The following is a 26999-nucleotide window of genomic DNA, read 5'->3' as shown; positions in this document are numbered from 1 at the left end:
TTAACCTTGTACTCTAAGACAAACATTTAACACTAAGTATGCTGGTATCAAAACTATAGCAGATTAAATTCAATATGGCAATAAAAAGCCGTCCTCCACTTCGTTGGCATGACGGGGCTTGAAACCCAGTATTTTTGGTCAGGGTTGCAATAAGCTCGCTTAGGGCTTCCTACCAACGCATTAATACTATTTAATGTTTGATGATCATAATATTCCTGGTATAAAAGGGCGCAAACCTTGCGCCCCTAACCGGATTGAATCATTAAAACAACAGCTTTTCTATTCCTCTAATTCACTATTAAATTCATTATAGGAACGGCGTTTTAATTGCTTAGACTTAGACCGAGGTAAGAGATCAAACACTTCCCGGAGGACATCATCTAGGGCTTCATAGGGGACTTGTCCTTTCCCGTTGTAGCGAACTTTCCCCTCTTGGTCGAAAATGACAGTCTGGGGGACGACTCCCTCGTAATAATACCCCGGTTCGGTGGGGTCATAACTGTCCTTAACAGGGATCGAATCCACATCCACCGGAATGATAGACGCGGCCCGGCCATAAAACTCCTGCACCCTAGACACTACCGTAGCAAACTGTTTACAATCGCTGCTATCGTCAATGTAAAACACCAACACCGTAGGCCGACCTTGCTTTAAAGTCTGTTTTAAAGTCACACTGGCCGGGACTAATGACCCATTTCCGGCGTATAACACGAAAATATTGCCATCATAGCGGTCATCGTTGATTCCGGCTGACGCATCCGCCGCTAATCCGGTAAAACAGAGTAAACTGACCAAGAGTATTAAAACTCCCTGTCGGATTCTCGGCCAGAGGTGAGAAAAGAAACGAGAAAGACTGTGGATTTGTAGCAATGGCAAAACCTTCATAATATTGGGACTGTAAACACCAACCTGTCCTATCTTACAGGAGAGTTTCCCCCCACCCCCTCAGAGATCAGTCTCTAGATGCACCTGGGTCTCCAAAAGCAAACTCAATGTAAGATAACCTATTAACATCAAACGCAGAACTGCGCTTAGTTGACCGCATGGCTACCGACACCAGGAGATAAGCAAAATTATGGCTGAACTGAACCGCAAAGAAATGCGCGAACGTCTAGGCAACGTTGAGCAAATCCGGGAAATTCTTTTCGGGACTCAACTCCGAACCTATGAAGAACGCTTTGAGGAGGCCGAAAACGAGTTAGAAACCTTGGGGACTAACTTCGAGCAACTTCAGCAGGAAGTGCGCGATCGCCTCGATGCCATGGAACATTCCCTCACCACCCTAGAACGCTCCCTCAACGGGGAAGTACAAGGCATGGCCGACGCATTAGAGAAAAAACTCAAATACCTCAGCCTCACCACCCACGAGGAAAACACCAAACTCTGGCAACGCATAGAACAATTCCAGCAAAAATACTCCACCACCCTCGACACATTTAATAAAAACCTCAACAACAAAACCCACGCATTGCGGGAGGAACTCACCGAAACCCAAGAAACCTTTCAAACCGAGACCCAAACCCTAAAAACTAGAATCTTTGAGGAACTTGAGAAGTGTTTTAGCAATCTCAGGGAAAGTAAGGTCTCTCGGGCTGATCTCGCGGAAGTTCTCTTTGAACTCTGTATTAAGGTCAAGGGAACCGAATTTGTCCCTGATCTCCGGGAAGCCATGGAAAGTCGCCTACAGGCCGAATTCTTACTGCCAGACAATGAAGAGGAAAACCAAGACGAGGAGGATGACTCCGACTCCCCAGAATCCAATTCAGCATCCGGCATAATGAAAGAGTAGGCCGAACATCAGGGTGATGAGTAAACGGATTTTCACCCAGACCAACTCACCGTCCTGGGTTCGTCTAGATTCCGGAGTTTTCGCTAATTACATCTGCCAACGGATTGGTTCAACGGATGGCAATTATGCCCATTTCTTCTCAAAATTCTGTACCTCGTCCTGATCTGTCCCAAGCGGAGGTGCAGTCTAACCCTACCCCGTCTAGCCCTCAAGGTCTTGACTCCCTTGAGGGCTTAGTCGATCTGTTAGATGATCTAAATATTGTGGAGGAGTCCCCCCCACCGTCTCCTCCCCCCCAAGAAAACGCCGCTAACCCGTCGCCCCCCCGTCGTCCTCTACCGCCACCTCCTCCCCCGAAAAAGCCAGGGCAGACCACCTCCTCGAAATCCTCCAAGGGGGCAGAGCGTCCCAGTAAGCCCCCTCCGCCCCCTAAAACGACAATTCCCCCCCAAGGCTCTGCCCCTCGCTCAGAAAGCCCAGAAACGGGGGAAAAGTTGCGGGAATTACTTCTAGATTTACTGGATGCGGATGCCACTACCGTTAGTCAAGAGGTGGCCGACAAACTGCACCACCTCGAAGCTGAACTCCACAACCCCCAACGGTTGGCCCAAGTGCTAGAACCGATGTTTTTAATGTTGCTCCAACATAAAATTCGCCAGTCTCCCCAAGCGGTGGGGGAAATGTTGGGGCAGATTATGGATGTTGCGATCGCGCAAGGCACAAAACAGGATAAAATCGCCATGAGTCGGGCCCTGGCCGAAGCCCTCACCCTAGCCCTCTCCCAGCAAACGGGCAACGCTCCCCAAGAAGTGGGCCAAGCATTAGGCCCCGCCATGGGCCGGGCCATTAGCGAGCAGGTGCGCTTAGAAAAGGATGCCATGGTGGATGCCCTCTATCCCGTCATTGGCCATACTATTTCTAAATATATGGGGGAAACCGTCACCCGCATTAATCAACAAGTGGAGAGTGCCTTTAGTTTGCAAGGGATTTATCGCAAGTTAAAATCCCAATGGCAAGGGGTATCCGAAGCCGAATTAATCCTCCAAGAGTCGCTCCCCTTCACGGTGCAAGCGGTGTTTCTCATTCATAAAAATTCCGGCCTCGTCATGGCCGAGGTACAACAGTCGGGGAATTCGGCCCTAGAAGGGGATATGCTGGCCGGGATGCTCACGGCCATGCGTAGTTTCGCCAGTGAATGCACCATCCAACCGGAAAATACCTCGGAATTAACGGAAATTGACTACGAAAACTTCCAAATTGTCATGGAGGTGGCCGGTTATTGTTATATTGCCGCCGTGACTCAGGGAGACCCCCCCACCCGTTTCTATGACCAACTAGAAGATACCCTCAGCGCCATTACGCTAAACTATAACGATGATCGGGTCATCCAAGACTATCAGGGGGACCCCAGCACCCTCCCCCCGGCCATTGAGGAGTTATTACGGGAGTTATTAGAGCATCCGGTTACAGTCCCCCAAAAACGTCCCCATTTCCCCACAGGGTTATTCGTCTTGGGGGGAGTGGTCTCCTTGCTCATTTTACTCCCTGTGGGCATGGTGTGGCATCGTCAGCAGGTGGCCCACCGTCAAGAGGAGGAGGTGTTGGCCGCATTGGAGCAAACCCCGGAATTGGCCGTCTATGATTTTCAAGCGGAGGTGCAGGGGGGAAAGCTAGAATTAACGGGAAAAGTGCCCAATGCTCAGTTAAAGGAACAAGCAGCAGAGATTGCCCAAGAGACCCATCCTACCCTGGAGTTTAATAACCAACTGTTGGCGGTGCAAGTTCCCCCCAATCGGGGAGCGATTCTTGCAGAAATGGAACGGTTGCAGCAGGTGTTTAATGAGATGACAGGGGTGGAGATTACGGCTAACTACGAACCAAGGGAAAATCGGGTTATTGTAGAGGGGAAGGTAATGGCTCAACCCCTCGCTCGGCAAATTGCCCAAGGGTTTGAACAAATTCCGGGGGTGCAGTCGGTGTTATTTACCCTGAATAATCAGGAGTTTCCTACCGAGGCCCGGATTTATTTTGATACGAATTCCGCCGATATTGCGGCCCAAGAGCGAGAGAATAAGATTTTACCCCTAGTGGAATTTTTGCAGGAAAATCCCCAAGTGGGTTTACAGGTGATCGGACACACGGATCGCAGTGGGGAAGAGGAGTACAATGAGAACTTAGCCGTGCGTCGTGCGCAAGCAGTACAACGGGCGATCGAGCAAGAAGGTATTTCCCGCGATCGTCTGCAAGGGGAGGGGATGACGCAATCTCCCCCTACGATTCCTGCGGAGAGTCCGTTTTGGTTAAGTCGTGTGGTGCGGTTTGAGGTAATACAAGGAACTGACGAGTAAAGTATTGTAATGGCGGTTATTTCTAAGAAAATTTGTATGGTGGGTGATTTTGGAGTGGGGAAAACCAGTTTGATCCGTCGTTTTGTGGAGCGACAATTTAGCGATCGCTATCTCTCAACCGTCGGAGTGAAAATTTCTCGCAAGATGCTGGAGTTACAAGATGCTCAACAGCAATCCCAAGAGATGAAGTTAATGATCTGGGATATCGAAGGACAAACAAAATTTAAAGCGATCGCACCCTCCTACCTACAGGGGGCCAATGGGGTTTTAGTCGTAGGGGATGTGACTCGTCAGGAGACTCTAGAGCATCTAGAGGAGCAGATTCACAAGTTTACAGAGATTAACCCCCAAGGGGCCGTGGCCGTCGCATTTAATAAAGCAGATTTACTCGATAGTGAGGAAATGGCATATCTGCAAACTCACTTCCAACTCTCTCATCCTGCTCTAGTGGGAACATTCTCTACCTCCGCTAAAACCGGAAAAAATGTCGATCCCATCTTTGAACAATTAGCCTATCAAATTTGGCATCATTAATTAATATAATTAAACTGGAAAACCGCTTCTAGGGGGAAGCAATCATGGTGATGCAATTTTCCCAAATCTTTATTCCCAATTCCCTAGAATATCTAGTAGTGAATGAACAGTTAACCGTCGTCAAAAAATCGGCAAAAATCCAACAATTTACCGACGATCAGGAAAACCTTAAAACCGGAGATAATGCCAGTTTATTTTTCCCCGAATTAGTGGGAATTGATGGCATTGTTCAGGATATTATAAGCGGTAAACGAGAACAATTTGAACTCAAAGGAGTAACGCGCACTTTAGGAAATAAAAAAACCATTTATTTTGATTTATCCTTTGAGCGAATTGATCCTCAACATCTGTTGATTTTATTCACAGATGTTACCCAAGAAATGGAGCTTGGTCAATCTTTAGTCCAGCGTGCCAATGAAGTAGAATTATTATTAAGTCATTTATCGAAATCTGAAAATTATATTAAACAAATTCTCACCTCCATGGGAGATGCGTTACTCGTAACAACCCCATCTGGAACAATAAAAACCATCAATCAAACCACCCAACAATTATTTAAATATTCAGAAGCCGAATTATTAGAGCAATTTATTGGTAAAATTATTCAAGATCAAGAATTTTTATTCTCTCTTTATTCCCCAAACATTGACCTTTCCCAGTATCAGCAAGGATTCCAAAATATTGAATTATCTTGTCACACCAAAAACGGAGAATCTTTAATCATTGAATTTTCCTATTCTTTAATTCAAATTGCCAACTCTCGACAACCCGTATTTGTCTATTTAGGTCGAGATATTACCCAGAAAAAAGCCGCAGAAGCAGAAATGAATAAAGCATTAGCCAAGGAAAAAGAGTTAAATGAGCTAAAATCCCGCTTTATATCCATGACTTCCCATGAATTTCGCAATCCATTATCTAGTATTTCCATGTCCGTTGAATTACTAGAAAATTTTGCGAATCAATGGACTCCAGAAAAGCGAGACAAGCATTTAAAACGGATTAAACACTGTACCGAACACATGACCAATTTATTAGAAGATGTCTTGGTCATTGGCCGTGCAGAAGCGGGAAAATTAGAGTTTAATCCAGTTAAATTAGATTTATCTTATTTTTGTCGAGAGTTGGTAGAGGAAGTGCAATTAATTGCCGGAGACAAGTATCACATTAAGTTACAATTTTTAAATGAGCTTCAACCCATCAACCTCGATGATAAATTATTAAGACATATCTTGACAAATTTATTGTCTAATGCCATAAAATATTCGCCAGAGCAAGGAGAAATTGACTTAAAAGTGAGTCAAGAAGGGGAGTTGGTTCAATTTACGGTACAAGATCACGGAATAGGAATTCCCGTAGAAGATCAGGAACGTTTATTTGAATGTTTCCACCGGTCCAAAAATGTGGGAGAAATTTCAGGTACGGGGTTAGGTTTATCTATTGTAAAACGTGCGGTGGACTTACATCAGGGAGAGATTAAAGTGTCCAGTGAGGTGGGAGTCGGGACTTGTTTTGAGGTACTTTTACCGATTAATAATGGAATGGGTAATGGGTAATGGGTGATGAACCACAAACAACAAACAACAACCAACCAACAACCAACAACCAAACTAATTATCTTTACCCGTTATCCCGAAGCAGGGAAAACAAAAACCCGGTTAATTCCCGCATTGGGGAAAGACGGTGCAGCACAGTTACAACAGGAGATGACGGAACATAGTTTGCGACAGGTAACACCGTTGCTTACTCAACCCTCTCTCCAAGTAGAAATCCAATTTGCGGGGGGGAATAAAGGATTAATGGAGGATTGGTTGGGGGCAAATTGGTGTTATACTCCCCAGACAGAAGGAGATTTAGGCCAAAAATTAGAGACCGCCTTTGCTCAAGCCTTTGCACAAGGGATAGAACGAGTAGTTATTATGGGGATAGACTGCCCTGATCTTAGCGCAGACCTCCTCAATCAAGCCTTTGAGCAATTAAAAACCGTTGATCTCGTCCTAGGAGAAGCAGAGGACGGGGGATATTATTTAATTGGGTTACGTCGCATGATTCCGGGGTTATTTACCGGGGTTGCGTGGGGGACATCTACCGTATTTGCGACTACCTTAGAGAAAGCTAAAACGGAAGGTTGCGATTACGCAACCCTCCCCGTCTTAAATGACATCGACTACCCCGAAGACTTACCCCTCTGGGAGACAAAAGCAAAGGAAGCATCGGCAAGAAATTAAGCAAAAATAGTGTTAATACTCCCCCAACTCCCCCAACTCCCCCATCTCCCCCATCTCTCAACTCTCAACTCTCAACTCTCACCTCCCCCCTCAACAACGGATATCCCAAATTTTCCCGTTGTTGGAGATAGAGATGGGCCACCTGTCGCGCTAAATTGCGAATTCTCCCGATATACCGGGTGCGTTCCGTCACCGAAATGACCCCCCGTGCATCCAGTAAATTAAAGGTGTGGGAGCATTTCAACACATAATCATGACTAGGGAAAACTAACCCCCGTTCAATTAACTGGGTTGCTTCCTGTTCGTACAAAGTAAACAAATTAAACAGTAAATCCGGGTCAGAAGCCTCAAAATTGTAACTACATTGCTCAATTTCTGCTTGTAAATAGATATCCCCGTAATTTAACTGCTCATTCCACTGAATTTTGGCAATGGCCTCCACATCTTGCAAATACATGGCCAGTCGTTCCAGTCCATAGGTAATCTCAATAGACACCGGACGACAATCAATCCCCCCACATTGCTGAAAATAGGTAAATTGGGTGATCTCCATCCCATCTAACCAGACTTCCCAACCTACACCCCACGCACCGAGGGTAGGAGACTCCCAGTTATCCTCTACAAAGCGAATATCGTGGTCTTCTGGGTGTATCCCCAACGCTTTCAGGGAGTCTAGATAAATCTCCTGAATATTGTCTGGAGAGGGTTTAATCAGGACTTGGTACTGATAATAATGTTGATAACGGTTGGGATTTTCCCCATACCGGCCATCTGTGGGACGACGACAGGGTTCAATATAGGCCACAGACCAAGGTTCTGGCCCGATCGCGCGAAGGAATGTATGATGACTCATTGTTCCTGCACCCTTCTCCGTATCGTAGGGTTGCGCGATTAAACACCCCCGTTTTCCCCAGAAGTCGTTCAGTTGTGCAACAATCTCTTGAAAGCTAATGGACACGATAATCTAAATTCAAATAAGGTTTCCCCCTCTATTATTACCTTTCGAGGGATAGGCGAAAACTGGGCAAGATTAGAGACTCTGCAATTAGATTAAGTCACCCGACCTCAGACCCTGAGCAACCGGGTGACTTAACTTAACTACTTAACTGTACTTAACTGTACTTAACGGTGACTGTCTGCTATGAACCCTCTCTCCCCTTAACTGCGGGTTGCTTCAAGTAAACGAGAGAAATAAAAGCGCGTTTTCGTCATTTCATCCCGTTGCAATGTAAACCCATTTTTCTCTAAAATTTCCCGCACCTCGGATTCTTTGTGTAAATAAGCACGAGTGGTTTTACTCGGTCCGGGGAAAAACTCCCCAACCTTCTTGAGTAAAGTGTAACAGGGGGTTTTCGGGGCAAAACTGAGAATGATGCGGGAGTTGGCTAAACTGGCTAAATGGGAGATCATTTTCTCCATCTCCTCATCGGGATAGTGAATTAACACATCCAGACAGATCACTGTATGATACTCTCCCGTCAACTCCTCTAAGTCTTTCACGTCAAAGGTGAGATGACTGGTATCGTCTAGGGTTTGTTCGGCCTGTTGTTTGGCCTCCTCTACCATCTTTTCTGAGATATCCGACGCATAGACGGTGGCCCCTGCTTTGGCCAGAGGAAGACTTAAACTCCCCACTCCACACCCTGCATCACAGATGGATAACTGGGCCAAGTTTCCGTCGGCCTCTAACCACCCCATGACTTTATCAATGGTTTGTTGGTGGCCTACCCGGATATCCCGTTGGACTTTGTTAACTTCACCATCTCCGTAAATATTCCGCCAACGGTCGAACCCGGTGGCATTAAAGTAGTCTCTGACAATGGTTTTATCGTCTATGGCTTGCATTGTATCGGTTTATGAATAGAGGAATCACCACTAGATACTGTAACAGTTTCTGGGTGTTAGGTTCGCAAGATTTCTGTCCCTGGGGAAGTCCACTGACCAGTGATATACTATTGTTGCCGCTATTTTGCTTGCCTCATTTGTTGGGAATAGTCGGGAGACTGGATGTTTCTCGCGGTTTTAAATAGCCATTGACGTAATTTTAAGGGAAGATACGATAAAATTAATCCCAATTGGCTTTTTTTCGTTGTCCCAATGGTATTTTGTGCTGCGTTTAAGTAATGGCGGCCTTTTTCGTCTTGTCCGGTTTCAATGAAACGTAATCCTAGGTTGAGTTGGACTGCACCTAATCGGGATTTACGGATGTTTTCCAGTTTTTCTGAATCAAAGTTAAAATAGTCTAAATAACTGGCTTTATCTTCTAAATAACGAATGGCTCTGTCGTTCCCTTCTTGACCTCCGTGGACGCGATATTCCATGAGATATTCGGGTAAATAATACCCGGTTTTCTGGTCTAAGGCCAAGCGAACTAAGAGGTCATTATCTTCGCAGTTTTGTAGGTTTGGCCGCATATAATTAATGTCAATTAAGGCTTGACGACGAAATAAGGTTGCACCAATTTGAAAAACCTGTTTAACGAAGACGACTTCTAATAAGTTGTCGATAATTCCTTCAGGACGGTTTTCTCGTCCCCAGTAGCGAGAATTGAGGGTTGTGGCTTCTTTGTCCCGTTCGTTATAAATGTTAATTAACCAATGGTCTGTCCCCACAAAATCTACTTGGGGATTATTCTCTAAAATGGCGACGGTTTTGGCGAGGAATTCTGGGGTTAAACGGTCATCATCGTCAAACTTGATAAAGTAATCTCCAGTTGCGGCATCAAACCCCGATCGCATATTATTACTTTTGCCGATATTCTGGGGGTGACGAATATAACGAATGCGGTCATCCTTATACTGGGCCAGGATGTCGGGGGTTTGATCCGTTGAACCGTCGTCACAGATAATTAACTCCCAGTCGGGGTAGGTTTGGCAAATGACGCTATCCATGGCCAAGGGGAGTAAGTCTTGACGGTTATAGGTGGGAATACAAACACTAACTTTTGGCACGGTAAATTAGGATTAAAACGATATAAACGCTATCTATGAAAATTTTAATGCTTTCGGCGACTTTTCCCTATCCTCCTACGCGGGGGGGGACGCAGGTGAGGACGTTTAACCTGTTGGAGTATTTGCGGTCTCGCCATTCTCTTACTGTGATAACGCAAAAAGTCCCGGATGTCAGTGAGGGGGAAATTGAGGAGTTGCGGGAGTTGGTGGAGGAGTTACAAGTGTTCCCTCGTCTGAGTCCTCCCCAAGCGACTGGGGGGTTTTTGGGCAAAATTAAGCGGTTTACGGCGTTTTGGCGGGAGGGGATTCCCCCTAGTGTGTTGTCGGTTTATTCCCCGCAGATGCAGCAATGGGTTGATGATGCGGTGGCCACTGGGGCCTATGATGTAATGACTTGTGAACATAGTGTGAATGAGATTTTTGTGCGTCCGGAGTGGAAACAACGGATGCGAACGGTGGTCAATATTCATAGTTCGGTGTATGCGACTTGTCAGCAGCAGTTAGCGACGCAAACCGCAGAAAAACCTTTGCGCGATCGCCTGAATCTCCCGCTCCTGAAACGCTACGAACAGCAGTATTGTGGCAAGTTTTCCCATTTGGTGGCCACGACTCCCGAAGATCAAGACTCTCTCCATGATCTCCGTCCGGATGCGGCCATTACGGTGATTCCCAATGGGGTTGATCTGGGGATGTTTCCCGCGCGATCGCAAGACCCCGGTGGCCAAAAGTTAGTCTTTATTGGGGCCATGGATAATGTGGCCAATATTGATTCGGTGCGCTTTTTCACCTTGCAAGTCTTCCCGAAACTCCGCAATTTTCACCCCGATGTCACGTTAGATTTGGTGGGTGCAAGACCGGTCCCGGAGGTGCAAGAATTAGACCAGATCGAAGGAGTCACGGTAACGGGGAAGGTCCCCTCTATGGTGGACTATCTCCACCAAGCAACGGTTTGTGTTGTTCCCATGCGGACGGGGTTTGGCATTAAAAATAAAACCCTGGAAGCGATGGCCGCAGGGACTCCGGTGGTGGCCAGCGATCGCGGGTTAGAAGGACTCACCTCCCCCGACGTTGCCCTACGCGCCAACACCGTCGAGGAGTATATTACCGCCATTTCCCGCTTGTTAGAAAATTCTGACCTCCGGGCCCATTTATCCCACAATGCGCGTCAGATGATTGAGTCCCACTTTACTTGGGAACAAGCAGGAAAGCGATATGAGGCGGTTTTACAGGGATAACTTCCTCTCCCTCCCCCCAATTTCTGGACTTAATTTTCAGGTTTTATGGGAAATTACGGAGAACTTTCCTGTAGAGAGGAGTGAGAGGAAAAGCAAGTAAGACCTTTAAATCATTATGATTGTTGCACACGATGTCCCTCAGACCCAAAACCCTGATATGGTCAATAACAAGGAACTTCCCCAGCGTTTGCAAAATCTGGAGATGGAAATCAAGATTTTACAAGCAACACTCTCTCAAACCCGTTCCTTGGCCGCACAGGATGAGAGTCCCCCATGGCAACAGAAAATTAACACCCTCACCCGACGACTGGAACGGATGAAGGAAATGCGCGATCGCTGGTTAGACGAACTCGAAGCTCCCCACTTACGACAAAGAGTCCGTTTCTTAGAAAATAAAGTCTTACACCTACGAAACCTCAACCAACAACTGAAGGGAGAAAACGAGGTTCTTCAAAAGAAACAAGACGAATTTGAACAACTGACCGAAGACCACCAATTCTTACACACACTTTATCAAGAACAACTGAAAAACGTCGCCGTTCTCTCCCTTCATAAACACCAAAACCTCGAAAATTATACCAAATTAGTCTTAGATATCGGTCGGCGGTTAGAAGCAAAACAAATTCCCGTTATTGCCAAAGCGCACAAGGCCGAACTACAACCCGATGGGGAATATTGTACAAAAAGTGGACTCAATGCCTATGGGCTGAATCCCCAAATCGATCAAGTCGTTTTCCCCCTTTATTTCCGACACCAAAAAAACAATTATATTCTCATGTTACTGGTGCGAGCCAATACCACCCATTTCCAAGACTCTCCCCTCTCCGTTGTCTTATATCATAAAACCCAATCCAAAACCGTCGCCGAGAAAAACTTTGAATTATTCCACGCTGAAAAAGCCGTCAATTATTTTGCCGAGTTTTATGTAAAATATTTTAGGAGTGCTAAAAGCCAATTCATTGATGAGTAATCCCAATCCAGAACAGAAAACCCAGGGCAAAAAACGCTTATCCGCCAGTCGTATTTTTCTCATTGCCTTTATTGTTGTTGCCATTGGCTGGCTGATCAGTCGCCTTGCCTTCCCCGGCAATTATACCATTTTATCAGGCACTACACCGCAAAACCTAGGGGTCGAGTCAGGGCAACTTGCACCTTGTCCCAGTAGTCCTAACTGTGTGAATAGTCAGAGTGATGATCCCACCCATTCTATCGCACCCCTTCAAGTTCAAGGCAGTGGAGAGGAAACCTTAGACCAGTTAAAACAAATCATTGAAAACCAAGAGCGAACTAATATTGTAGCCGCAACCGACACCTATCTTTATGCCGAATTTATCAGTCGTTGGATGGGATATGTAGATGATGTAGAATTCTGGTGGAATGACGATGAAAACCAAATCGAAGTCCGTTCAGCCTCTCGTTTAGGCGAATCGGATTTAGGGGTAAACCGTGAACGCATCGAAACTTTACGAGAACAGTTAACGGCTCGTACAAGTTCCTAAACCGTTCCTAAACCATTCATAGTAATTTCGTTGGTGAGCTTATTTCAACCCTGATAATGTTTAATGATATCCTGAGTCTCTCAACCCGTTTTTAAGAGGTTTAAGCTCTTAGCCTTGGGTTTTAACCCAAGGCATGATTAAATTGACGATATAATAGACGATATAATAAGAGCAAGCATTACAAAAACAAACTATGGTTGCTCTGATTCATCAATCCTCTAGCACAGTTGAAGACTATCTTAAACAAGAAGAAAAAGCCGTTGAAAAAAGCGAATTCATTAACGGGACAATCATTACAATGGCGGGAGCGTCAGCCAATCATAATCGGTTAACCTTAAATTTAAGTCGTTCACTCCCCTTAGAAACAGGAGAGCAAAATTATGAAATTTTTGTCAGTGATATGCGGTTATGGATTGCTGAATTCCAGAGTTATGTTTACCCCGATGTAATGGTCATTCAAGGAGAACCAGAATTCACCAATGCTCAACAAATTGCAGTCACTAACCCCTGTTTAATAGCCGAAGTTTTATCTACTTCAACAGCAGGATTTGATAAAAGCCAAAAATTTACGCTTTATCGTTCCATTCCTCAGTTACAGGAATATTTATTAATTGATCAAACTGCCTATCGAGTTGAACTGTACAGTAGAGTAGGGGAGCGTCAATGGTTATTAACAGAATTAATAGGAGAGGAGGCCATTGCAGAATTAAATGTTGTGAACCTTCAGATTAAACTCTCAGACCTCTATAAACGAGTTAAATTTGAATAGTTGTTCTCTCAAAACGCTTCTAATATTAAATTTTGTTAATCTTGCTTGACAGTGGAGATAGAGAGGATAGAGGAGATAGGGGAGATAGAGAAGCATTGAACCTAGAACAGTTTAAACCTCCCTCTCCCCCATCTTCCCCATCTTCCCCACCTTCCCCATCTTCCCCATCTATTCCACCAACCAATGAAACAAATTCCCCACCGTTAAGCGGAAATCTTGCGCAAAACCGGGGACAGGTAACACCACCTCCGACGTATCAAACACCCCCACCGGAGCATCCGGGAAATAGACAAACACCGATTTCTCTTGGGGATGAATTAACCACCCCAACTGGGTTTCCTCCTTGAAACAAGAGAGGATTTTTTGTGTCACCTTCGTATAACTTTGCTCTGGAGAGAGAATTTCAATGATCCAATCGGGTGCGATCGCAAAATTTAGCGCAACCTCCCCATTCTCCTTGCGAGGAATCCGCTCCCAAGTATAAACCGACACATCCGGCACTAACCTGCGTCCCGCAAACGTACAACATAACTCCGGAAAGGCCCGTGCAATCCGTTGCTGCTTTAACACTGCATTTAACGCAGTCGTTAACTCTCCCTGAATAATACTATGGTCTCCCTGTGCCATTGGTTTCTGAATAATCTGTCCGTTAATATATTCTTGAGCCGGTTTAGTCCGTGGGAGGTGCAAAAAATCGTCAAGGGTAAACGATCGCGGGTTACTTAAACCTTCATTTTGCGAACGATCCTGCGGTTGTACCATTGGCAATCCTAATCCTCCCTAGGCATATCATAATCCTTCCCAGACCCATATTCCCACGCATCGAGCCAACGATGCAGATAATATTGCTGCTGCGGAGATAAACGGTTGATCCATCCCTCCAACCCCCTCCCCACCGGATAGAGACTGCTATACAATCCTAAAGTGACATAATGTTTCAGCCAATCCGCTAACAGAGGAATTCCCACCTGGGGAATAATCGGTAAAACCAACTTAGGATTCACCAGAGGGAGCGTTTTAGAGAGTCCAGAAAACTGTACCACATCCTGTAAAAAAGGCCGCAACACCTCATCCCCCAACTCATCCATCACCCGAAACACCCCACTGAGCAACTCATTAATTTGCTGAGGATCAATATCCTGCTCTAATCCTACACTCATCGTGCGCTGAAACAGCCAAGTTGTGGAAATATTCGGCTGATAGGGTTGTAATAAATTTAATCCCTGAGACCCCAAACAATCACTCTCTAGAGCTTCCGTGATACCCTCAGTTAAACGGGGTAAATGCCGCACCATCGCACCAAACCCCCCAAAACTCACCGGAGATTGACTCCCACTACTATCCCCCACAGGTAAAATCCGCGGCCAAGGAAACTGTAACGGACTCTTTTTATAAGCTGGAAAAAAACCAAATAAAAAGCGGTGGAAATGCAGTTGCTCTAACTCCACCTGTTGATACTCTGGTAACAGTCGAAAATACTCATCCATGAAAAACTCTAAACTAAAACGGTCCGGATGAGCATCCAGATAAGTAAATAAATAAGTACTGCGGCCATCCTTGGCCGGAAACGCCTCCCAAAAATACTGACATTGGTGTTCAATGGGCGTAAACGTCACAATTAAATCCCCCGTTTCATTGCGGGGATATCCCTCCGCACAACTCCCCACCACTAAACAAACCCCCTCCGGTTTTTCTCCCTGTCGCACTTCCCGAACCAAGGGAGAGAAATGCCCCATCGCATCCACCAGTAAGCGGCTCTTAATAGGCGTTTCAGTCGTTTCTACCGTTACCCCATTGGGGTGAACCGTCGCCCCCACAAAGGCATGATTTTCGAGAACGTTTCCCCCTAAATTAAGAAAATTTTGCTTTAAAACTTCCAGTAATGTAACCGGATAAACCCCTGTATTTAAAACATCTTCCACCCAAACCTCGCACCCTCCATGAAACGCCACCCTAGCGGGATTATACTCCGACGTAATTACAGTTTCTAACTCCGCTTCAGTTAATAATCCTAATTCCACAAAACGGGTTAACTCTTGACGAGAAATATTCCACTCTTGCTCCCGTCCCCGTAGCGTCCCCCGTTCCACCAAAATAACCGAAATCCCCCGTTTTTGTAAGGCCGTCGCCAGTAAAATTCCCAAGGTCCCCCCGCAGATGACCACCTGACTGTCCCAGTCTGTTACTTTTTCTAAACTTTTCTTGACAATTGACTGATTCTGTGCAGTGAATTGCCCATTTTTTAAAGCCGTCCATTGTTGGTCTGCTTTGCGTAACCCTTGTAAACTCTGGGGGGCCTTTTGGCTTAAAATTTGTGTCGTTAAACTGGGTTGCGTCGGAGACATAAAAACTCCCGGTTATCGCTTATTTTCGGGTTTTAAGACAGGGAGATCAATAAAAAAAGTTGTGCCAAGTTCGTGACTGGTTTCAAACCAGATGCGGCCTTCGTGAGCATCTATAATTGATTTTGCGATCGCAGTTCCTAACCCCGTCCCCCGTTCCTTCCCATACGTTACAAACGGTTCAAAAAAATTCTCCCGAATAGACTCCGGAATCCCCGGGCCATTATCCTGAATGGTAATCTCCACCCAATGGGACTTTTCCTGCACACTAAATTGCACCTTACCCAAGGATTGAGGCATTTTGGTCTTTAAAGACTCCACCGCATTTCCCACTAAATTCTGAAACACCCGCATCAACTTATTTTCATCCGCATACACATAAACCCCTTGGGGACAACTTAACGTAAACTCAATATTCTCTTGATGCAAATAAATATCATTCAACTTGCGAAACTGTTTCAGAGACTCAAACAAATTCAGAGGTTGTCGTCTCAAACTTGCTCCCCCACGGGAAAACTCCAACAACTCCTCAGCCATCATCATCATGCGCGTCGCTTGAGTTTGAATCAGATCACACCATTCCAACGACTCCTCATCCTGATGCAACTCACTTAACATCCCACTGGACAAATGAATACTACTGAGGGGACTTTTCAGATCATGAATAATCGTATTCACCATTTCCCCCATCAGCACCATTTTCTCCTTATGGGCCACCTGCTTCACATACTGCTCCGTAGTCACTCGTAACCGTTGAATCACATAGCGAAACAACTTGAGAACCACCCCACTATCCGTATCATTGAGAATCTCCATCAGGCCATTGCGAGGAATCTTGGCCAACGTCGCACCATCCTTCACCACCGCTTCTGCGCTGCGCGGTTGTCCATCTAAAATCCCAAACTCCCCAAAAAAATCATTGGGTTGCGCTTGGGCCACAATTTGATAATGATTATTAACGGTTTCCTTGCGGAATAGCACCAACCCCTCTAACACAAGGTAGAGAAAATCAGGAACTTCCCCCTCGTGAAAAATGATCTGACCTTCCGAAAAGGTTTCAATGCTGGCTAAGGTACAGAGTTGGGTTGCCTGTTCAGGTTCAAAAAAGGCAATGAATTGATGGGATTGAATGTCCATGAGAGCGTGAACGGGTTAATCTCAGGGGTGGTTCGATCATACCGCAAATAGGGGAGCAAAGGGGTAGGGAAGTTAGAAGTCGGGAGATGGGGAGATGGGGAGGATGGGGGAGATGGGGAGGATGGGGAAGAAGTGAGGAGAGAAAAGTGAGAAGTGAGAAGTGAGTAGTCTGTAATTTTTTCTCTATCCTCTCTCCTCTAATCTCTCTCCTCCCTCTGGGGGAGAACAAGAACCAACTATTCCCTGTTCCCTATTCCCTATTCCCTATTCCCTATTCCCTATTCCCCGTTCCCTTGTTCACAAAGAACAACCACCAACCAACAACCACTAACAACTACTCAGCACTAGCTTGAGCCGCCGCTTCTTTCGCCGCTTCAATCCAAGAATCAAACTCCTCTTGGTTTTCTGAAATCCATTCCTCAACATGACGCTCGATATCTTCTACCGAGTCTTCCCCATCCTGCATCAGTTGGTTTTGGGCGCTGATATCCTCACGGGGAATCTGGACTTCTTCAAAAAGCCGTTCGGCTGCCGGATTTTCGTCAATAAACTCTTGATTGGCCACCACGCGCATTTGATCCACCGCAAAACCTAAGTTTTTGCCTTCGTAGGTGGTGTCTTCTGCACTCATTTCCCCTTGTTCCTCCGGTAAGTTAGTTTCAGGCACTTCCAGCCAAACCACATCTTCCCCAGGTTTTAAGACATTGGACACCCAAAGCGGAGTCCAAGTGTAATAAAGAATCGGTTCGCCTTGTTCATAGCGGGTGATGGTGTCCGCAACTAACGCCGAATACTGTCCCTGGTCGTGTTCTACGGTCTCTGAGAGGTCATAAACATCTAAATGGTGTTCAATGACCAACTCACACCCCCAACCGGGATTACAGCCTGTTAAATTGGCTTGCCCGTTGCCATCGGAGTCAAAGAGGGCAGCGATTTCAGGGTCTTGGAGTTGATCCAAGGTGGTAATGTCGTATTCGTCGGCGGTGGCTTTGTCGATGAGATATCCTTGGAGGAGGTTAGGTACAACCAGTCCTACCCTTTCTAATTCTTCGTCGCCGCCACTTTCTTCGTAGAAGTCTGAGTGCAGTTTTTCCCAATGGACGGGACTGTATTGAATGTCATTATTGGCAATGGCCACGTGCATGGTGGCGTATTCGATTTCTTGGGGGTCTTCTACTTCATACCCTAATTCTTCCATGGCGGTATCTACAATCAGGGTTTGGAATTTCTCTTCTAATAGGGTACTGTGGGCACTCTGAACCGTTTGCCCTTCTCCTGGCAATTCGGTACTGGCCTCAGTGTCATCCCCTCCTGCGGTGTCTGAAGGGGTTGTTCCTTGTTGTTGACAAGCTCCTAGGCCGAGCATTGTTCCTGCCAGTAATGCGGTTAGGGTTAAGGTTTTGGTGTTGAATCCGATCATTGTTGAGTTGAGTTTTAAGTTAATTATAGGTTAATGATTGGTTAATGACTGTATCGCAAGCTCATCCGTCTGGCAAACTCTCCAGAGGGGTTTAGAGCGTTGATTAAGTGGATTTAAGTTGAATTAAGTGGAGGAGGCTGGTTTTTGGTTTTGGGTCAAAGACCGAAAGAGTCGAACCGGGCCGCGGTCTTTCCACGATAGGTTTTGGGTGGGTTTGCCGACGGCTTGGGTGATACGGTCAAGCATAACAGCCATGAGGACAATACTAATCCCTCCTACGGAGGCCAGGCCAATGTCAAGGCGACCAATGCCCCGGAATACCATTTGCCCTAAGCCTTCTACGGCAATCATAGAGGCAATTACTACCATGGAGAGGGCGAGCATAATGGATTGGTTGACCCCGGCTAAAATTGTGGGCATGGCGAGGGGGATTTGGGCTTCCCAGAGGACTTGGTTAGGGGTTGAGCCAAAGGCGAGGGCGGCTTCGACGACTTCTTGGGAGACTTGGCGAATGCCGATGTTGGTTAAGCGAATGAGAGGGGGGACGGCAAAGACAAAGGTGACGATTACGCCAGGGACTTCTCCTGTCCCGAAGAGCATGACAACGGGAACTAGATAGACGAAGGCCGGTAGGGTTTGCATTGCGTCGAGGATGGGACGAATGGTTGATTCAAAGCGATCGCTCCTGGCCGCAGCAATGCCCAAGGGAATGCCGATGATGGCACAGAGGACCACGGCGGTTAAGACGAGGGAGAGGGTGGTCATGGTTTCTTCCCAGGCGTTAAAGTAGCCAATGAGGGTCATGGCGATGAGGCTGTATATGGCGATCGCGCCCCCGGCAATTTGCCACGCCAGCAAGCCAATGGCAATCAACATAATGGTGGGCGGCACCCAGATAAAAAAGGATTCAATACTACTGAGGATAAAGCGAACCGGAACACTAATCCCTTGGAAAATAAAGCGAAAGTTATCCACAATAAAATCCACAATTCCCTCAATCCACTCTTGCAGGGGAATGGTGAACAGTTGGAAGGGGTCTAGAAAAACGGGCAATTCGCCCCATAGATTTGGGAAATGGGTCAGAATATCTATCACGAGTTGTATAATCTCCTTCAATTACGCCTAAATGCAGGTCAAGGGGGGGTTAGACCGTGGCGGCCACATAGTCTTGGACGGCGGCGGTTTCTTCCTTACTTTTCGCCGTCAGTCGCCCAATACTAGCTAAGACATCGGACTGTTCCACCACCCCTTTAAATTTACCCTCTTGGTCAATAACGGCCAGAGAACGGCGTTTTTCGTAGAGATGGAAAATTTCTTCTAAGCTGGTTGAGCCACTCACTTGGGGGAAGTCCCGTTCCATCACGGCGGAAATATCGTTTTGTCCTTCTTGAACTGCTTGTTCGAGGTCACTCCGTCGCACTAACCCCACGGGCCGGCCTTGGCGGTTCACGACATACATTTGTCGCAGTTCGTGTTGCTGCATTTGGTCTAAGGCCGCATTTACGGAGTCCTCGCCTAAAATAACTGTAACCGTTTGCCGGACAATTGTACCCGTTTTTAGCACTTGGGCTCGGTTGACATCTTGGGTAAATGCTTGGATATAGTCATCGGCGGGTTGGGTGATCAGTTCTTCAGGTGTGCCAATTTGCACAATGTAGCCGTCTTTCATAATGGCCACACGGTCTCCAATTTTCAGAGCTTCCTGAATATCGTGGCTAATAAAAACAATGGTTTTATGCAACTCCGCTTGTAAGCGCATCAACTCATCCTGCATCCCCCGACGAATGAGAGGGTCCAATGCCCCAAACGCTTCATCCATTAGCAGAATCTCCGCATCGGTGGCCAGGGCCCGCGCTAACCCCACCCGTTGCTGCATCCCCCCACTGAGGGAGGAGGGCAAATAATTACTCCACTCGGCCAACCCCACCACTTCTAGGGTGTCTTGGGCTTTTTTGTCGCGCTCTGCTTGTCCCATCCCTTGCACTTTCAACCCATAAGCCACATTTTCCAACACACTTTTATGGGGAAACAGTCCAAACTTTTGAAACACCATGGCCATTTTAGTGCGACGAATGTCCCGCATTCGTTCTTTACTCACATGGGCTACATCTTCCCCATCCACATAAATATTGCCACTGGTAGGAGCAATGAGGCGATTAATACAACGAACAAGGGTGGACTTCCCAGACCCAGAGAGTCCCATCACCACAAACAGTTCCCCTTGATTCACAGAAAAAGAGACATCAGCAATTCCTAAAACTTTCCCGGTTTCTTTTAAAATTGAATCCCTAGTTCCTCCTTCTCGGAATAGTTTTAAAGCAGGGTAAGGATTTTTACCGTATATTTTAACTAGATTTTCAATGCGGATTTTAGCGTTAGAATCAGCCATGATTTTTTAACTAGAAAGTTAGACAAAATTTAGACAACGGTGCGATAAGGTTTGGCGATAAGGTTTTTCGATATAGAGGGATTAACTGTTCTAGTGTATAAGAATTAGATTTTTTTTTCAATTCTTAGGCTAGTCCTAGGGGGGTTGCACGGAGCTTAGGGGGGAGATAAAGTGATTTTTGTTACCGTTTTTTCATTTCTGAGATCATTCATAATGGAATGGTTACTGCGATCGCGGTGAGCGATTATAGGATTATAGGGATACCTTTGAGCCAAGCCAGCGCTGGAAACCCCCATCATTAAAGGCTGATCTTACTGGTTACTGTTTACTGTTTACTGCCATAACTTATGTTTCGACCCAAACCCATTAAACCGCAACCCGGCCAAGAATCGGTCTGGGACTACCCCCGTCCTCCGAGGGTAGAACCCTCCTCAGAAAAGATTCGCATTGTCTGTAACGGGGAGATACTAGCGGAGAGTGAGAACACCTACCGAGTCTTAGAAACCAGTCATCCCCCGGTGTATTACCTTCCCCCGGAGGATGTGAAAATGGAGTATTTGCGTCCTACGTCCCGTCGCACCTATTGTGAGTGGAAGGGAGTCGCCCAGTATTACACAGTGGCCATTGGCGAGCAGGAGTTACCGAATGCCGCTTGGTGTTACCAAAACCCCTCAGATTCCCGTTTCGACCCCATTGACGGTTATATTGCGGTGTATCCTGCGTTAATGGATGCGTGTTATGTCGATGAGGAGCAAGTCCAAGCACAGGAGGGTGATTTTTACGGCGGTTGGATCACCAGTAAGATTGTGGGGCCGTTTAAGGGAGGGACAGGGACTTGGGGGTGGTAGAAGACCTTCTATACCTTTGTAGATCATGAGAGAGAAGTCTCCTCAATAGGAGAACTCTCTTGTGACTTCTCCTCCAGTCCAGCATAGGGAATCGCTAAACAAAAGCAACTAATAATAATTAATCGGTACGAATGAATAATCACAAGCGATAACAAGCTCATCAACATCATGGCACAAAACGCTAAAAAGAAGCCTAATAAAAGGTATTTTGAGTTGTCATTACGATAATTAACTTGAAGATTGCGGAAAGCTTGAAACATGATGTAGATAATGACACCACAAAATAGAATCGTGAAAGGAATCCCTAAATCCGATGCCAATTGCAAAAAAATGTTGTGAGCATGATTCATAAATCTAAATCGCTCTTCACATTCAACCGCCATGATCCCAATCCCCCATCCTTTCAGAGGTTTTTCTTTAATTAAATCAATGGCACATCCAAACATCCAAATTCGTGGAGAAATATTATTTTGAAGAGGACGACTGGAAAAGATTAAATCATTGAAAAATGTTCCCATCGGACTCAAATTTAAGATTGCATCACTAATTAGAGCGATCAGTAGTGTTGTTAAAAATAAAAACAATTTTGATCCGATCAGTAAACCAAATATCCCTAAAATAATCACTAAACAGATAACAGCATTTTTAGAACCAGACCATTTTATCATCACTAAGTCTAAAATAATAGAACTGGTTAGTATAGTGATTTGCAAAATTGTAAATTTTGATATTGTTACATAATCTTTTTTCCATTGTTCAAATAATTCAAATAGTATTAGTCCTAAACTTAATATAATGAGAATAACACAATAGTATCCCAACATATTAGAATTTCCCAGTCCTGCTTGTGTTCTGCTAGGAGAGCCTCCAATAATGTAGAATTTTATAATGGGTAATTGTTCATGGGGAAAAAGAAAAGAAAATCCTTGTGCTTTTAATAAAAAACGTTCCATTATCGCCAGACCAAAGAGAGGAAAGGTAGATAAAGATAATGATAAAGCTATTTTTTTGATACCTTTTTTACTAAAAGGTTTAAGCATTAAAATATATAAACACAGTAAAAAAACAATATAATCAATTACTGTGACGGGATACAAGAAAGGGTGATCAATGGAATGTAAACCCCAGCCCCAAGGCGATTTAGTCCTCGCAAGAAGAATAATTGAAAGAAAGATAAAGTAAGATGCTAAAATAATTTGCTGTCGGGTCAGTTTTTTGAAATTCGCTTTAAATATATCTCCTACAATAAAACAAATATAAGAAGCTAAACAAAGATACGGGGCAATCGCTAACAAAGTATTTCCCACACCTAGAAAGTTATAACGATCTAGAACTTGTTGTTGTATTTTGTTTTTGAGCATTAATGCTAATAAGACTATTGGTTGATTGATGAGTACAGCACTAGATTACAGTAAGTCGGAGATTTTGTAGAGCTAAGGAGAACAAAAAAATATTTTAGTTAATTGTATCCGGATCAATCCCTAACGCTCTGAGTTGAGTCGCTAAGCGTTCGGCTCTCTGATATTCCCGTTCAGCCCGTTGTGTTTCCCGTTCTGCCCGTTGGAATTCCTGCTCTGCCCGTTGCTCTAACTCCAAAAAGCTCAAAAACTTCCGTCCATCGGGGCGATAAATTTCTAATGTTTCGGGCGTTAGGACAAAACGAATGCCTAATCTGGGGCTAGTCCAATGATTGATTTCTTCTATCACTGTTAAAGACCCCTCGGAACGCTGTAAACCGTGTAAATCATTTCGGTCTGGATCGTAAATATAATACTCTTCTACGCCATAATGGTCATAAAATTGTAGCTTTTTGGTCATCTCCTTGAGTCGGTTGCCAGGGGAGAGAATCTCAAAGACCACGTGGGGCGCAATATTATCTTCTTGCCATTGTTGATATGACCCCCGTTCTCCTTTAGGCCGACCAAAGATAACCATAGCATCGGGGGCTACGCGAATTTCGGGATGGCTTTCGACGGGATACCAGAGTAAATCTCCCGCGACAAACACTTGGGGATCGTCAGCAAATAATAACTCTAAATTTTCTTTGATGAGAACAATCCAGCGAAATTGTAGGGTATTATCTGCCATTGGTTGGCCATCACTATCGGGATAAATAATTTTGCGATCGCTTGAGGGTGATAACGTCATAGGCGTTTGGATTGTCTCGGATTTAGTCTATAGTGTAACTCCCCTAGAGTCCCATTTTCAGCCAACCAAAAACTTGATTCACGGTGAGGTCTAATTCGATGCCTTCGAGGAGAGGGAGAGAATCATCGTCTTGTCGGAGGGAAGGTGTGCCATTAGGCCAGAATACCAAAATACTTTGGTCATCGGGATCGAGAAACCAGCCCAACTGACTGCCGCGATCGAGACAATATAAAATATTGCCAATCACTTTATTGGGTTTCTGTTCGGGAGAAAGGATTTCGATGATCCAATCAGGAGGCAGTTCAAAGCGATCTGGCACTTCACCATTGGGGAGAAAAGGAATCTGTTGCCACCGGAAGACTGCGATATCTGGGACAATAGAGCGATCGCCAAAACTACATCGCAGTTCGGGAAAAGCGTAGGCAATTTTGGCCGCTTCGGTGACAAGATTAATCTCACTACTCAGTTTTCCTTGTAAACGGCTATGTCTTCCTTTAGGCATGGGTTTTTGAATAATTTCCCCTGCAATAAATTCACTAGCAGGTTTGGTTTCCGGGCGTTGCAGGAATTCTTCTAGGGAGATGGGTTTTACAGTGGTTGTTGTCATGGTTCAGGTGTTTAGTCACGGGTAGGGGCAATCCAAGAGAAGGCTTGTTCTAAAATCGCGTCTTGATTCACCATTTGTTCTAACGTATCTGTATCGTAAAGTCCTTCTGCAACTTCTAGAGAAGCAAGGTTCAGAGCTTGGGGATAGGCTTCGGCTAAAGTCTCTTGCAATTCTTCCCCCTTGAGATAATACCCTCCCGCTTTACGGCGTTTATTTTTATTGTTAATCTCTAAAGCCGAGTTACGGATAGAAACCTCCCAAGAGCGAGTGGTGCGATTTTCTGCCTGTTGTTTGATTAAATGTAACAGCAGGATAATGGCATAACTGCGAATATTGTTAATCTTGTCATCCCGGCTCATTTCTTCTAATTCTTCGACAATGACTAATGCGCCGGAAATATCCCCACACAACAGTCGCTCTTTCAGTGCGAGCAATTCTTCCATGGCCTGATTGTTGTTTCGTTGGGTTAAGGGTATTTTAGCGCGTTTGTGGAGCGTCCTGTTGAGTCCTGAGAAACCGGGTTTCTATCCCTAATTTTCGGTTAAATCTCAAGACGTTATCAAGAAACCTAGTTTCTTGCTCCCTTGGTTTCTTTCTTTTCTCACCACCCTTGAATATCCGTTTGCGTAAACCCTGCTTTTTGAAACAGTAAGGGTTCACTCCTTGATTTTGCCAGCGCGTAGGCCATACAGTCCCCCCAATTGAGATTAGCTGGATGTTGGCCTTGGCCGTACTGTTCCCAAGCGAGGAAGGCAAAATGGACTTGGGCTTTATCAAAGGGGACTACGGTGAATTCCGCTTCATAAATAAATAATTCTAATTCAGCCCGACCGAGGGGGCCTTTGCGAGCGTGGAGTAGAATCTCGCCTTCTAACAAGGTGGGAGCAGCAATTAAGCGAACCTTCGCGGACTCAATTTTCTGAATCAACGCTTCTCGCTCCGGTTCATCCCCTAAAATTGCCAAAATTGCGGAGGTGTCGATGACCATCGTAGTAGTTAACCGAGAATTTCTTCCCGACTCCGGAGATCAAGATTGGGTAGGGCAGCACAGCGTAGCGCGATCGCATTTAATCGCTGTCCAAGGGGGGGAGACTGGGCTTGCTTTTGTTGGGCTTTGGCTTCTGTGAGGGCTTGTTCTACAGCGAGTTTCACGGCTTCGGTCATGCTGCGACCAGTGAGTTTGGCTAATTCTTTGGCCATTGCATGGACTTTGGGGTCTTTGATGTTCATGCTCATAGTTTATTTTAGGTAGATTTTTTCTACCTTTCTACCATTTTAGGCAAATAAAAAAAAGCAGTTTTTGTACCAAGGGTGGAACGTTTTGGCTCATAGGTGCTTGGATACCAAGGGTTAAACCGATAGTGAGCCTTGGGTTTTAACCCAAGGCTCAGAGCTAAAGTCGGCTCAAGCCGACTGGGTTGATGATTTTGTGGGATTTTTCTTTGTTCTGTTTATGCCTTAACCCGTTTCAACGGGTTTTTACTCTTAGCCTTGGATTTCAATCCAAGGTTTTATTGGCAATCCAAGGGTCTAGTGAGGGGGAAACCAGTCGTCATCTAGGGCTTGGTTGAGGCTAATCTGAGCATCAGAGGGCAGTGTGAACAGTTGTGAGACAGATTTGACCGCAGTAGGATAGGCTTTCTCGTAGAATGCGGGTAATTGAGGACGGAGACTGGGGCTGTCTTCTAGACGGGTTTGAATTTGGGCGCGAAAGTTGACAATTTCTGAAGCCCAGTGATTGGCCGTTCTCGGTTTTTCGGCTTCCCAATAGGCGAGTTTGAGTAAATGTTCTAGAAGTCGGGTTAAAAGACTGATGAGAGCGCGTTTGTCATTTTTCCCCATCGTTTCTAATTCTTCAATTAAATTATCCCAGTCCACGCGCTCAAAGTTGCGTCTCCGCAGTTGTTGGATGGTGTCTTGTATCCAGTGGTTGTAGTCTTGGTCGTAGAGGGAGGAAGTCATGGTTGAGTTTCTGAGTGGGAACAGGAACAGGAAGTTGAGTTTACTGCTCAGTGCCTTGGAAAATTTGTGCGACGGTGAGGGTTAAGTCTGGGAAGGTTGGGGAGATAATGGGGTCTTGACCTCTAAACTGGCGAACTTGGTATTCTTCGTCAATGAGTTCATAAATGGAGATTGTCGGTTGTTTGGGATTGCCAATGAATCGCCTTCCCCCTAATCCTAAATAATCGACGATCCAATATTCCGGGATGCCGATTTCTTCATAATCTTTTACTTTGGTTAAATCATCGACTCGCCAGTTGGTGCTAACGACTTCAATGATGAGTGGGATGGAGGTGTTTTGGGTGACGGTGGCTGCGGATGGCCACAAGGGTTCATTGTTGAGGTTAGGGCGATTTAGGAGTAAAACGTCGGGGGAGTAGGCGGAGTCTTTGTCGGGGGGCTTGACCATGACCGTTTTGGGAATACGGTAGGGTAAGTTTAACCTAAGATATTCTGCGGTGAGTCGCTCGGCTAGAAAGCTGGTAATTTCTTCATGTTGCCCTGATGGTTGCGGCATTTCGATGATGAGGCGATTATGGAGTTCATACTGTCCCTCTTCTGGTTTCCATTGGATAAATTCCTCAAAGGTGAGGGGTTGAGGGAGGGTGGAACGCATAGGGGTTAAGCCGAGAGAGCGTTTTGAATTTATTGTAGTGAACCTTGGGTTAAAACCCAAGGCTCATAGCCGAAGTCGGCTCAAGCCGACTGAGTTGATAATTTTGGGGGATTTCTCTTTGTTCTTTTGATGCCTTAACCC

The 26999-nt window shown here is 45.5% G+C and carries 28 protein-coding genes; 10 read left to right on the top strand and 18 right to left on the bottom strand.

Annotated features, from left to right (window positions below):
- Positions 1-279: 279 nt before the first annotated feature.
- Positions 280-885: a thylakoid membrane photosystem I accumulation factor gene (locus PN462_RS07810; protein ID WP_272127503.1), complete on the bottom strand. Its 606-nt coding sequence runs from the start codon at positions 883-885 to the stop codon at positions 280-282.
- A 190-nt stretch (positions 886-1075) separates the two neighbouring features.
- Between PN462_RS07810 and PN462_RS07805 the strand changes: the two genes are divergently transcribed.
- The 5 genes from PN462_RS07805 to PN462_RS07785 all read left to right on the top strand — a co-directional run bounded on the left by PN462_RS07805 (position 1076) and on the right by PN462_RS07785 (position 6896).
- On the top strand, positions 1076-1789 hold the full coding sequence (locus PN462_RS07805; protein ID WP_272127501.1) for a hypothetical protein: 714 nt from the start codon (positions 1076-1078) through the stop codon (positions 1787-1789).
- A 125-nt stretch (positions 1790-1914) separates the two neighbouring features.
- Positions 1915-4137: an OmpA family protein gene (locus tag PN462_RS07800; protein WP_272127500.1), complete on the top strand. Its 2223-nt coding sequence runs from the start codon at positions 1915-1917 to the stop codon at positions 4135-4137.
- A 9-nt stretch (positions 4138-4146) separates the two neighbouring features.
- A complete protein-coding gene (locus PN462_RS07795) occupies positions 4147-4671 on the top strand; it encodes a Rab family GTPase (RefSeq protein WP_272127499.1) in 525 nt (174 codons plus the stop codon).
- Positions 4672-4715: 44 nt separating this feature from the next.
- Entirely contained in the window at positions 4716-6224 is a 1509-nt protein-coding gene (locus PN462_RS07790; RefSeq protein WP_272127498.1) for a sensor histidine kinase, read from the top strand.
- A gap of 6 nt (positions 6225-6230) precedes the next feature.
- Positions 6231-6896 (top strand): TIGR04282 family arsenosugar biosynthesis glycosyltransferase, encoded by a 666-nt coding sequence (locus PN462_RS07785; protein WP_272127497.1) that lies wholly within the window; start codon positions 6231-6233, stop codon positions 6894-6896.
- A 64-nt stretch (positions 6897-6960) separates the two neighbouring features.
- On the opposite strand, the gene glyQ is transcribed toward PN462_RS07785, so the two are convergent.
- The 3 genes from glyQ to PN462_RS07770 form a co-directional block, all read right to left on the bottom strand.
- Positions 6961-7854 (bottom strand): glycine--tRNA ligase subunit alpha, encoded by an 894-nt coding sequence (gene glyQ / locus PN462_RS07780; RefSeq protein ID WP_272127496.1) that lies wholly within the window; start codon positions 7852-7854, stop codon positions 6961-6963.
- Positions 7855-8054: 200 nt separating this feature from the next.
- Positions 8055-8741 (bottom strand): magnesium protoporphyrin IX methyltransferase, encoded by a 687-nt coding sequence (bchM, locus tag PN462_RS07775; protein ID WP_272127494.1) that lies wholly within the window; start codon positions 8739-8741, stop codon positions 8055-8057.
- A gap of 119 nt (positions 8742-8860) precedes the next feature.
- Positions 8861-9847 carry a glycosyltransferase family 2 protein gene (locus PN462_RS07770; protein ID WP_272127493.1) on the bottom strand — a complete coding sequence of 329 codons (987 nt, stop codon included), beginning with the start codon at positions 9845-9847 and terminating at the stop codon, positions 8861-8863.
- Positions 9848-9882: 35 nt separating this feature from the next.
- Between PN462_RS07770 and PN462_RS07765 the strand changes: the two genes are divergently transcribed.
- The 4 genes from PN462_RS07765 (at position 9883) to PN462_RS07750 (ending at position 13350) form a co-directional block, all read left to right on the top strand.
- Positions 9883-11082 carry a glycosyltransferase family 4 protein gene (locus tag PN462_RS07765; RefSeq protein ID WP_272127491.1) on the top strand — a complete coding sequence of 400 codons (1200 nt, stop codon included), beginning with the start codon at positions 9883-9885 and terminating at the stop codon, positions 11080-11082.
- A gap of 115 nt (positions 11083-11197) precedes the next feature.
- The gene (locus tag PN462_RS07760; protein WP_272127490.1) at positions 11198-12052 is read left to right on the top strand and encodes a hypothetical protein; all 855 of its coding nucleotides are present in this window, start codon (positions 11198-11200) and stop codon (positions 12050-12052) included.
- A complete protein-coding gene (locus PN462_RS07755) occupies positions 12045-12581 on the top strand; it encodes a DUF1499 domain-containing protein (protein ID WP_272127489.1) in 537 nt (178 codons plus the stop codon). Before PN462_RS07760 ends, PN462_RS07755 begins: the two co-directional genes overlap by 8 nt.
- 193 nt (positions 12582-12774) lie before the next feature.
- Positions 12775-13350, top strand: a complete 576-nt coding sequence (locus PN462_RS07750) for a Uma2 family endonuclease (RefSeq protein ID WP_272127488.1) — start codon at positions 12775-12777, stop codon at positions 13348-13350.
- A 168-nt stretch (positions 13351-13518) separates the two neighbouring features.
- Here PN462_RS07750 and PN462_RS07745 read toward each other — a convergent pair whose 3' ends face one another.
- From PN462_RS07745 to PN462_RS07720, 6 genes are all read right to left on the bottom strand, one after another.
- Entirely contained in the window at positions 13519-14112 is a 594-nt protein-coding gene (locus tag PN462_RS07745) for a Uma2 family endonuclease (RefSeq protein WP_272127487.1), read from the bottom strand.
- Between the two features lie 8 nt (positions 14113-14120).
- Positions 14121-15695 carry an NAD(P)/FAD-dependent oxidoreductase gene (locus tag PN462_RS07740; protein WP_272127485.1) on the bottom strand — a complete coding sequence of 525 codons (1575 nt, stop codon included), beginning with the start codon at positions 15693-15695 and terminating at the stop codon, positions 14121-14123.
- 12 nt (positions 15696-15707) lie between these two features.
- On the bottom strand, positions 15708-16829 hold the full coding sequence (locus PN462_RS07735) for an ATP-binding protein (RefSeq protein ID WP_272127484.1): 1122 nt from the start codon (positions 16827-16829) through the stop codon (positions 15708-15710).
- A 334-nt stretch (positions 16830-17163) separates the two neighbouring features.
- Complete coding sequence (gene proX, locus PN462_RS07730; protein WP_272127483.1) at positions 17164-18249, bottom strand: glycine betaine/L-proline ABC transporter substrate-binding protein ProX; 1086 nt, start codon at positions 18247-18249, stop codon at positions 17164-17166.
- A 123-nt stretch (positions 18250-18372) separates the two neighbouring features.
- Positions 18373-19302 carry an ABC transporter permease gene (locus PN462_RS07725; protein WP_272127482.1) on the bottom strand — a complete coding sequence of 310 codons (930 nt, stop codon included), beginning with the start codon at positions 19300-19302 and terminating at the stop codon, positions 18373-18375.
- Between the two features lie 91 nt (positions 19303-19393).
- Entirely contained in the window at positions 19394-20638 is a 1245-nt protein-coding gene (locus PN462_RS07720) for a quaternary amine ABC transporter ATP-binding protein (protein ID WP_272127481.1), read from the bottom strand.
- Positions 20639-20985: 347 nt separating this feature from the next.
- On the opposite strand from PN462_RS07720, the gene PN462_RS07715 reads away from it, so the two are divergent.
- Positions 20986-21486 carry a DUF427 domain-containing protein gene (locus PN462_RS07715; protein ID WP_272127480.1) on the top strand — a complete coding sequence of 167 codons (501 nt, stop codon included), beginning with the start codon at positions 20986-20988 and terminating at the stop codon, positions 21484-21486.
- Between the two features lie 23 nt (positions 21487-21509).
- On the opposite strand, the gene PN462_RS07710 is transcribed toward PN462_RS07715, so the two are convergent.
- From PN462_RS07710 to PN462_RS07675, 8 genes are all read right to left on the bottom strand, one after another.
- Complete coding sequence (locus PN462_RS07710) at positions 21510-22847, bottom strand: O-antigen ligase family protein (protein ID WP_272127479.1); 1338 nt, start codon at positions 22845-22847, stop codon at positions 21510-21512.
- A gap of 94 nt (positions 22848-22941) precedes the next feature.
- The gene (locus tag PN462_RS07705; protein ID WP_272127478.1) at positions 22942-23634 is read right to left on the bottom strand and encodes a Uma2 family endonuclease; all 693 of its coding nucleotides are present in this window, start codon (positions 23632-23634) and stop codon (positions 22942-22944) included.
- Positions 23635-23677: 43 nt separating this feature from the next.
- Complete coding sequence (locus PN462_RS07700; protein WP_272127477.1) at positions 23678-24241, bottom strand: Uma2 family endonuclease; 564 nt, start codon at positions 24239-24241, stop codon at positions 23678-23680.
- An 11-nt stretch (positions 24242-24252) separates the two neighbouring features.
- On the bottom strand, positions 24253-24684 hold the full coding sequence (locus PN462_RS07695) for a DUF29 family protein (protein WP_272127476.1): 432 nt from the start codon (positions 24682-24684) through the stop codon (positions 24253-24255).
- Between the two features lie 158 nt (positions 24685-24842).
- Positions 24843-25229, bottom strand: a complete 387-nt coding sequence (locus tag PN462_RS07690) for a type II toxin-antitoxin system VapC family toxin (RefSeq protein ID WP_272127474.1) — start codon at positions 25227-25229, stop codon at positions 24843-24845.
- Between the two features lie 8 nt (positions 25230-25237).
- Positions 25238-25477, bottom strand: a complete 240-nt coding sequence (locus tag PN462_RS07685) for a type II toxin-antitoxin system VapB family antitoxin (protein WP_272127473.1) — start codon at positions 25475-25477, stop codon at positions 25238-25240.
- A gap of 294 nt (positions 25478-25771) precedes the next feature.
- Positions 25772-26203, bottom strand: coding sequence for a DUF29 domain-containing protein (locus PN462_RS07680; RefSeq protein ID WP_272127472.1), 432 nt, complete (start codon positions 26201-26203; stop codon positions 25772-25774).
- Between the two features lie 40 nt (positions 26204-26243).
- On the bottom strand, positions 26244-26858 hold the full coding sequence (locus PN462_RS07675; RefSeq protein WP_272127471.1) for a Uma2 family endonuclease: 615 nt from the start codon (positions 26856-26858) through the stop codon (positions 26244-26246).
- Positions 26859-26999: the final 141 nt, after the last annotated feature.

This window comes from Spirulina sp. CS-785/01, from assembly GCF_028330525.1.
Classification (GTDB): Bacteria; Cyanobacteriota; Cyanobacteriia; order Cyanobacteriales; family Spirulinaceae; genus JAQMSD01.
The sequence above is the reverse complement of the archived record's forward strand: the minus strand, read 5'-3'. Positions and strand labels throughout refer to the sequence as shown.

Excerpts from the sequence above, each read along its gene's own strand:
- PN462_RS07810 (WP_272127503.1), bottom strand. The coding sequence starts at position 885 with ATGAAGGTTTTGCCATTGCTACAAATCCACAGTCTTTCTCGTTTCTTT.
- PN462_RS07805 (WP_272127501.1), top strand. The coding sequence starts at position 1,076 with ATGGCTGAACTGAACCGCAAAGAAATGCGCGAACGTCTAGGCAACGTT.
- PN462_RS07800 (WP_272127500.1), top strand. The coding sequence starts at position 1,915 with ATGCCCATTTCTTCTCAAAATTCTGTACCTCGTCCTGATCTGTCCCAA.
- PN462_RS07795 (WP_272127499.1), top strand. The coding sequence starts at position 4,147 with ATGGCGGTTATTTCTAAGAAAATTTGTATGGTGGGTGATTTTGGAGTG.
- PN462_RS07790 (WP_272127498.1), top strand. The coding sequence starts at position 4,716 with ATGGTGATGCAATTTTCCCAAATCTTTATTCCCAATTCCCTAGAATAT.
- PN462_RS07785 (WP_272127497.1), top strand. The coding sequence starts at position 6,231 with ATGAACCACAAACAACAAACAACAACCAACCAACAACCAACAACCAAA.
- bchM (WP_272127494.1), bottom strand. The coding sequence starts at position 8,741 with ATGCAAGCCATAGACGATAAAACCATTGTCAGAGACTACTTTAATGCC.
- PN462_RS07765 (WP_272127491.1), top strand. The coding sequence starts at position 9,883 with ATGAAAATTTTAATGCTTTCGGCGACTTTTCCCTATCCTCCTACGCGG.
- PN462_RS07760 (WP_272127490.1), top strand. The coding sequence starts at position 11,198 with ATGATTGTTGCACACGATGTCCCTCAGACCCAAAACCCTGATATGGTC.
- PN462_RS07755 (WP_272127489.1), top strand. The coding sequence starts at position 12,045 with ATGAGTAATCCCAATCCAGAACAGAAAACCCAGGGCAAAAAACGCTTA.
- PN462_RS07750 (WP_272127488.1), top strand. The coding sequence starts at position 12,775 with ATGGTTGCTCTGATTCATCAATCCTCTAGCACAGTTGAAGACTATCTT.
- PN462_RS07745 (WP_272127487.1), bottom strand. The coding sequence starts at position 14,112 with ATGGTACAACCGCAGGATCGTTCGCAAAATGAAGGTTTAAGTAACCCG.
- PN462_RS07740 (WP_272127485.1), bottom strand. The coding sequence starts at position 15,695 with ATGTCTCCGACGCAACCCAGTTTAACGACACAAATTTTAAGCCAAAAG.
- PN462_RS07735 (WP_272127484.1), bottom strand. The coding sequence starts at position 16,829 with ATGGACATTCAATCCCATCAATTCATTGCCTTTTTTGAACCTGAACAG.
- proX (WP_272127483.1), bottom strand. The coding sequence starts at position 18,249 with ATGATCGGATTCAACACCAAAACCTTAACCCTAACCGCATTACTGGCA.
- PN462_RS07720 (WP_272127481.1), bottom strand. The coding sequence starts at position 20,638 with ATGGCTGATTCTAACGCTAAAATCCGCATTGAAAATCTAGTTAAAATA.
- PN462_RS07715 (WP_272127480.1), top strand. The coding sequence starts at position 20,986 with ATGTTTCGACCCAAACCCATTAAACCGCAACCCGGCCAAGAATCGGTC.
- PN462_RS07710 (WP_272127479.1), bottom strand. The coding sequence starts at position 22,847 with ATGCTCAAAAACAAAATACAACAACAAGTTCTAGATCGTTATAACTTT.
- PN462_RS07705 (WP_272127478.1), bottom strand. The coding sequence starts at position 23,634 with ATGACGTTATCACCCTCAAGCGATCGCAAAATTATTTATCCCGATAGT.
- PN462_RS07700 (WP_272127477.1), bottom strand. The coding sequence starts at position 24,241 with ATGACAACAACCACTGTAAAACCCATCTCCCTAGAAGAATTCCTGCAA.
- PN462_RS07695 (WP_272127476.1), bottom strand. The coding sequence starts at position 24,684 with ATGGAAGAATTGCTCGCACTGAAAGAGCGACTGTTGTGTGGGGATATT.
- PN462_RS07690 (WP_272127474.1), bottom strand. The coding sequence starts at position 25,229 with ATGGTCATCGACACCTCCGCAATTTTGGCAATTTTAGGGGATGAACCG.
- PN462_RS07685 (WP_272127473.1), bottom strand. The coding sequence starts at position 25,477 with ATGAGCATGAACATCAAAGACCCCAAAGTCCATGCAATGGCCAAAGAA.
- PN462_RS07680 (WP_272127472.1), bottom strand. The coding sequence starts at position 26,203 with ATGACTTCCTCCCTCTACGACCAAGACTACAACCACTGGATACAAGAC.
- PN462_RS07675 (WP_272127471.1), bottom strand. The coding sequence starts at position 26,858 with ATGCGTTCCACCCTCCCTCAACCCCTCACCTTTGAGGAATTTATCCAA.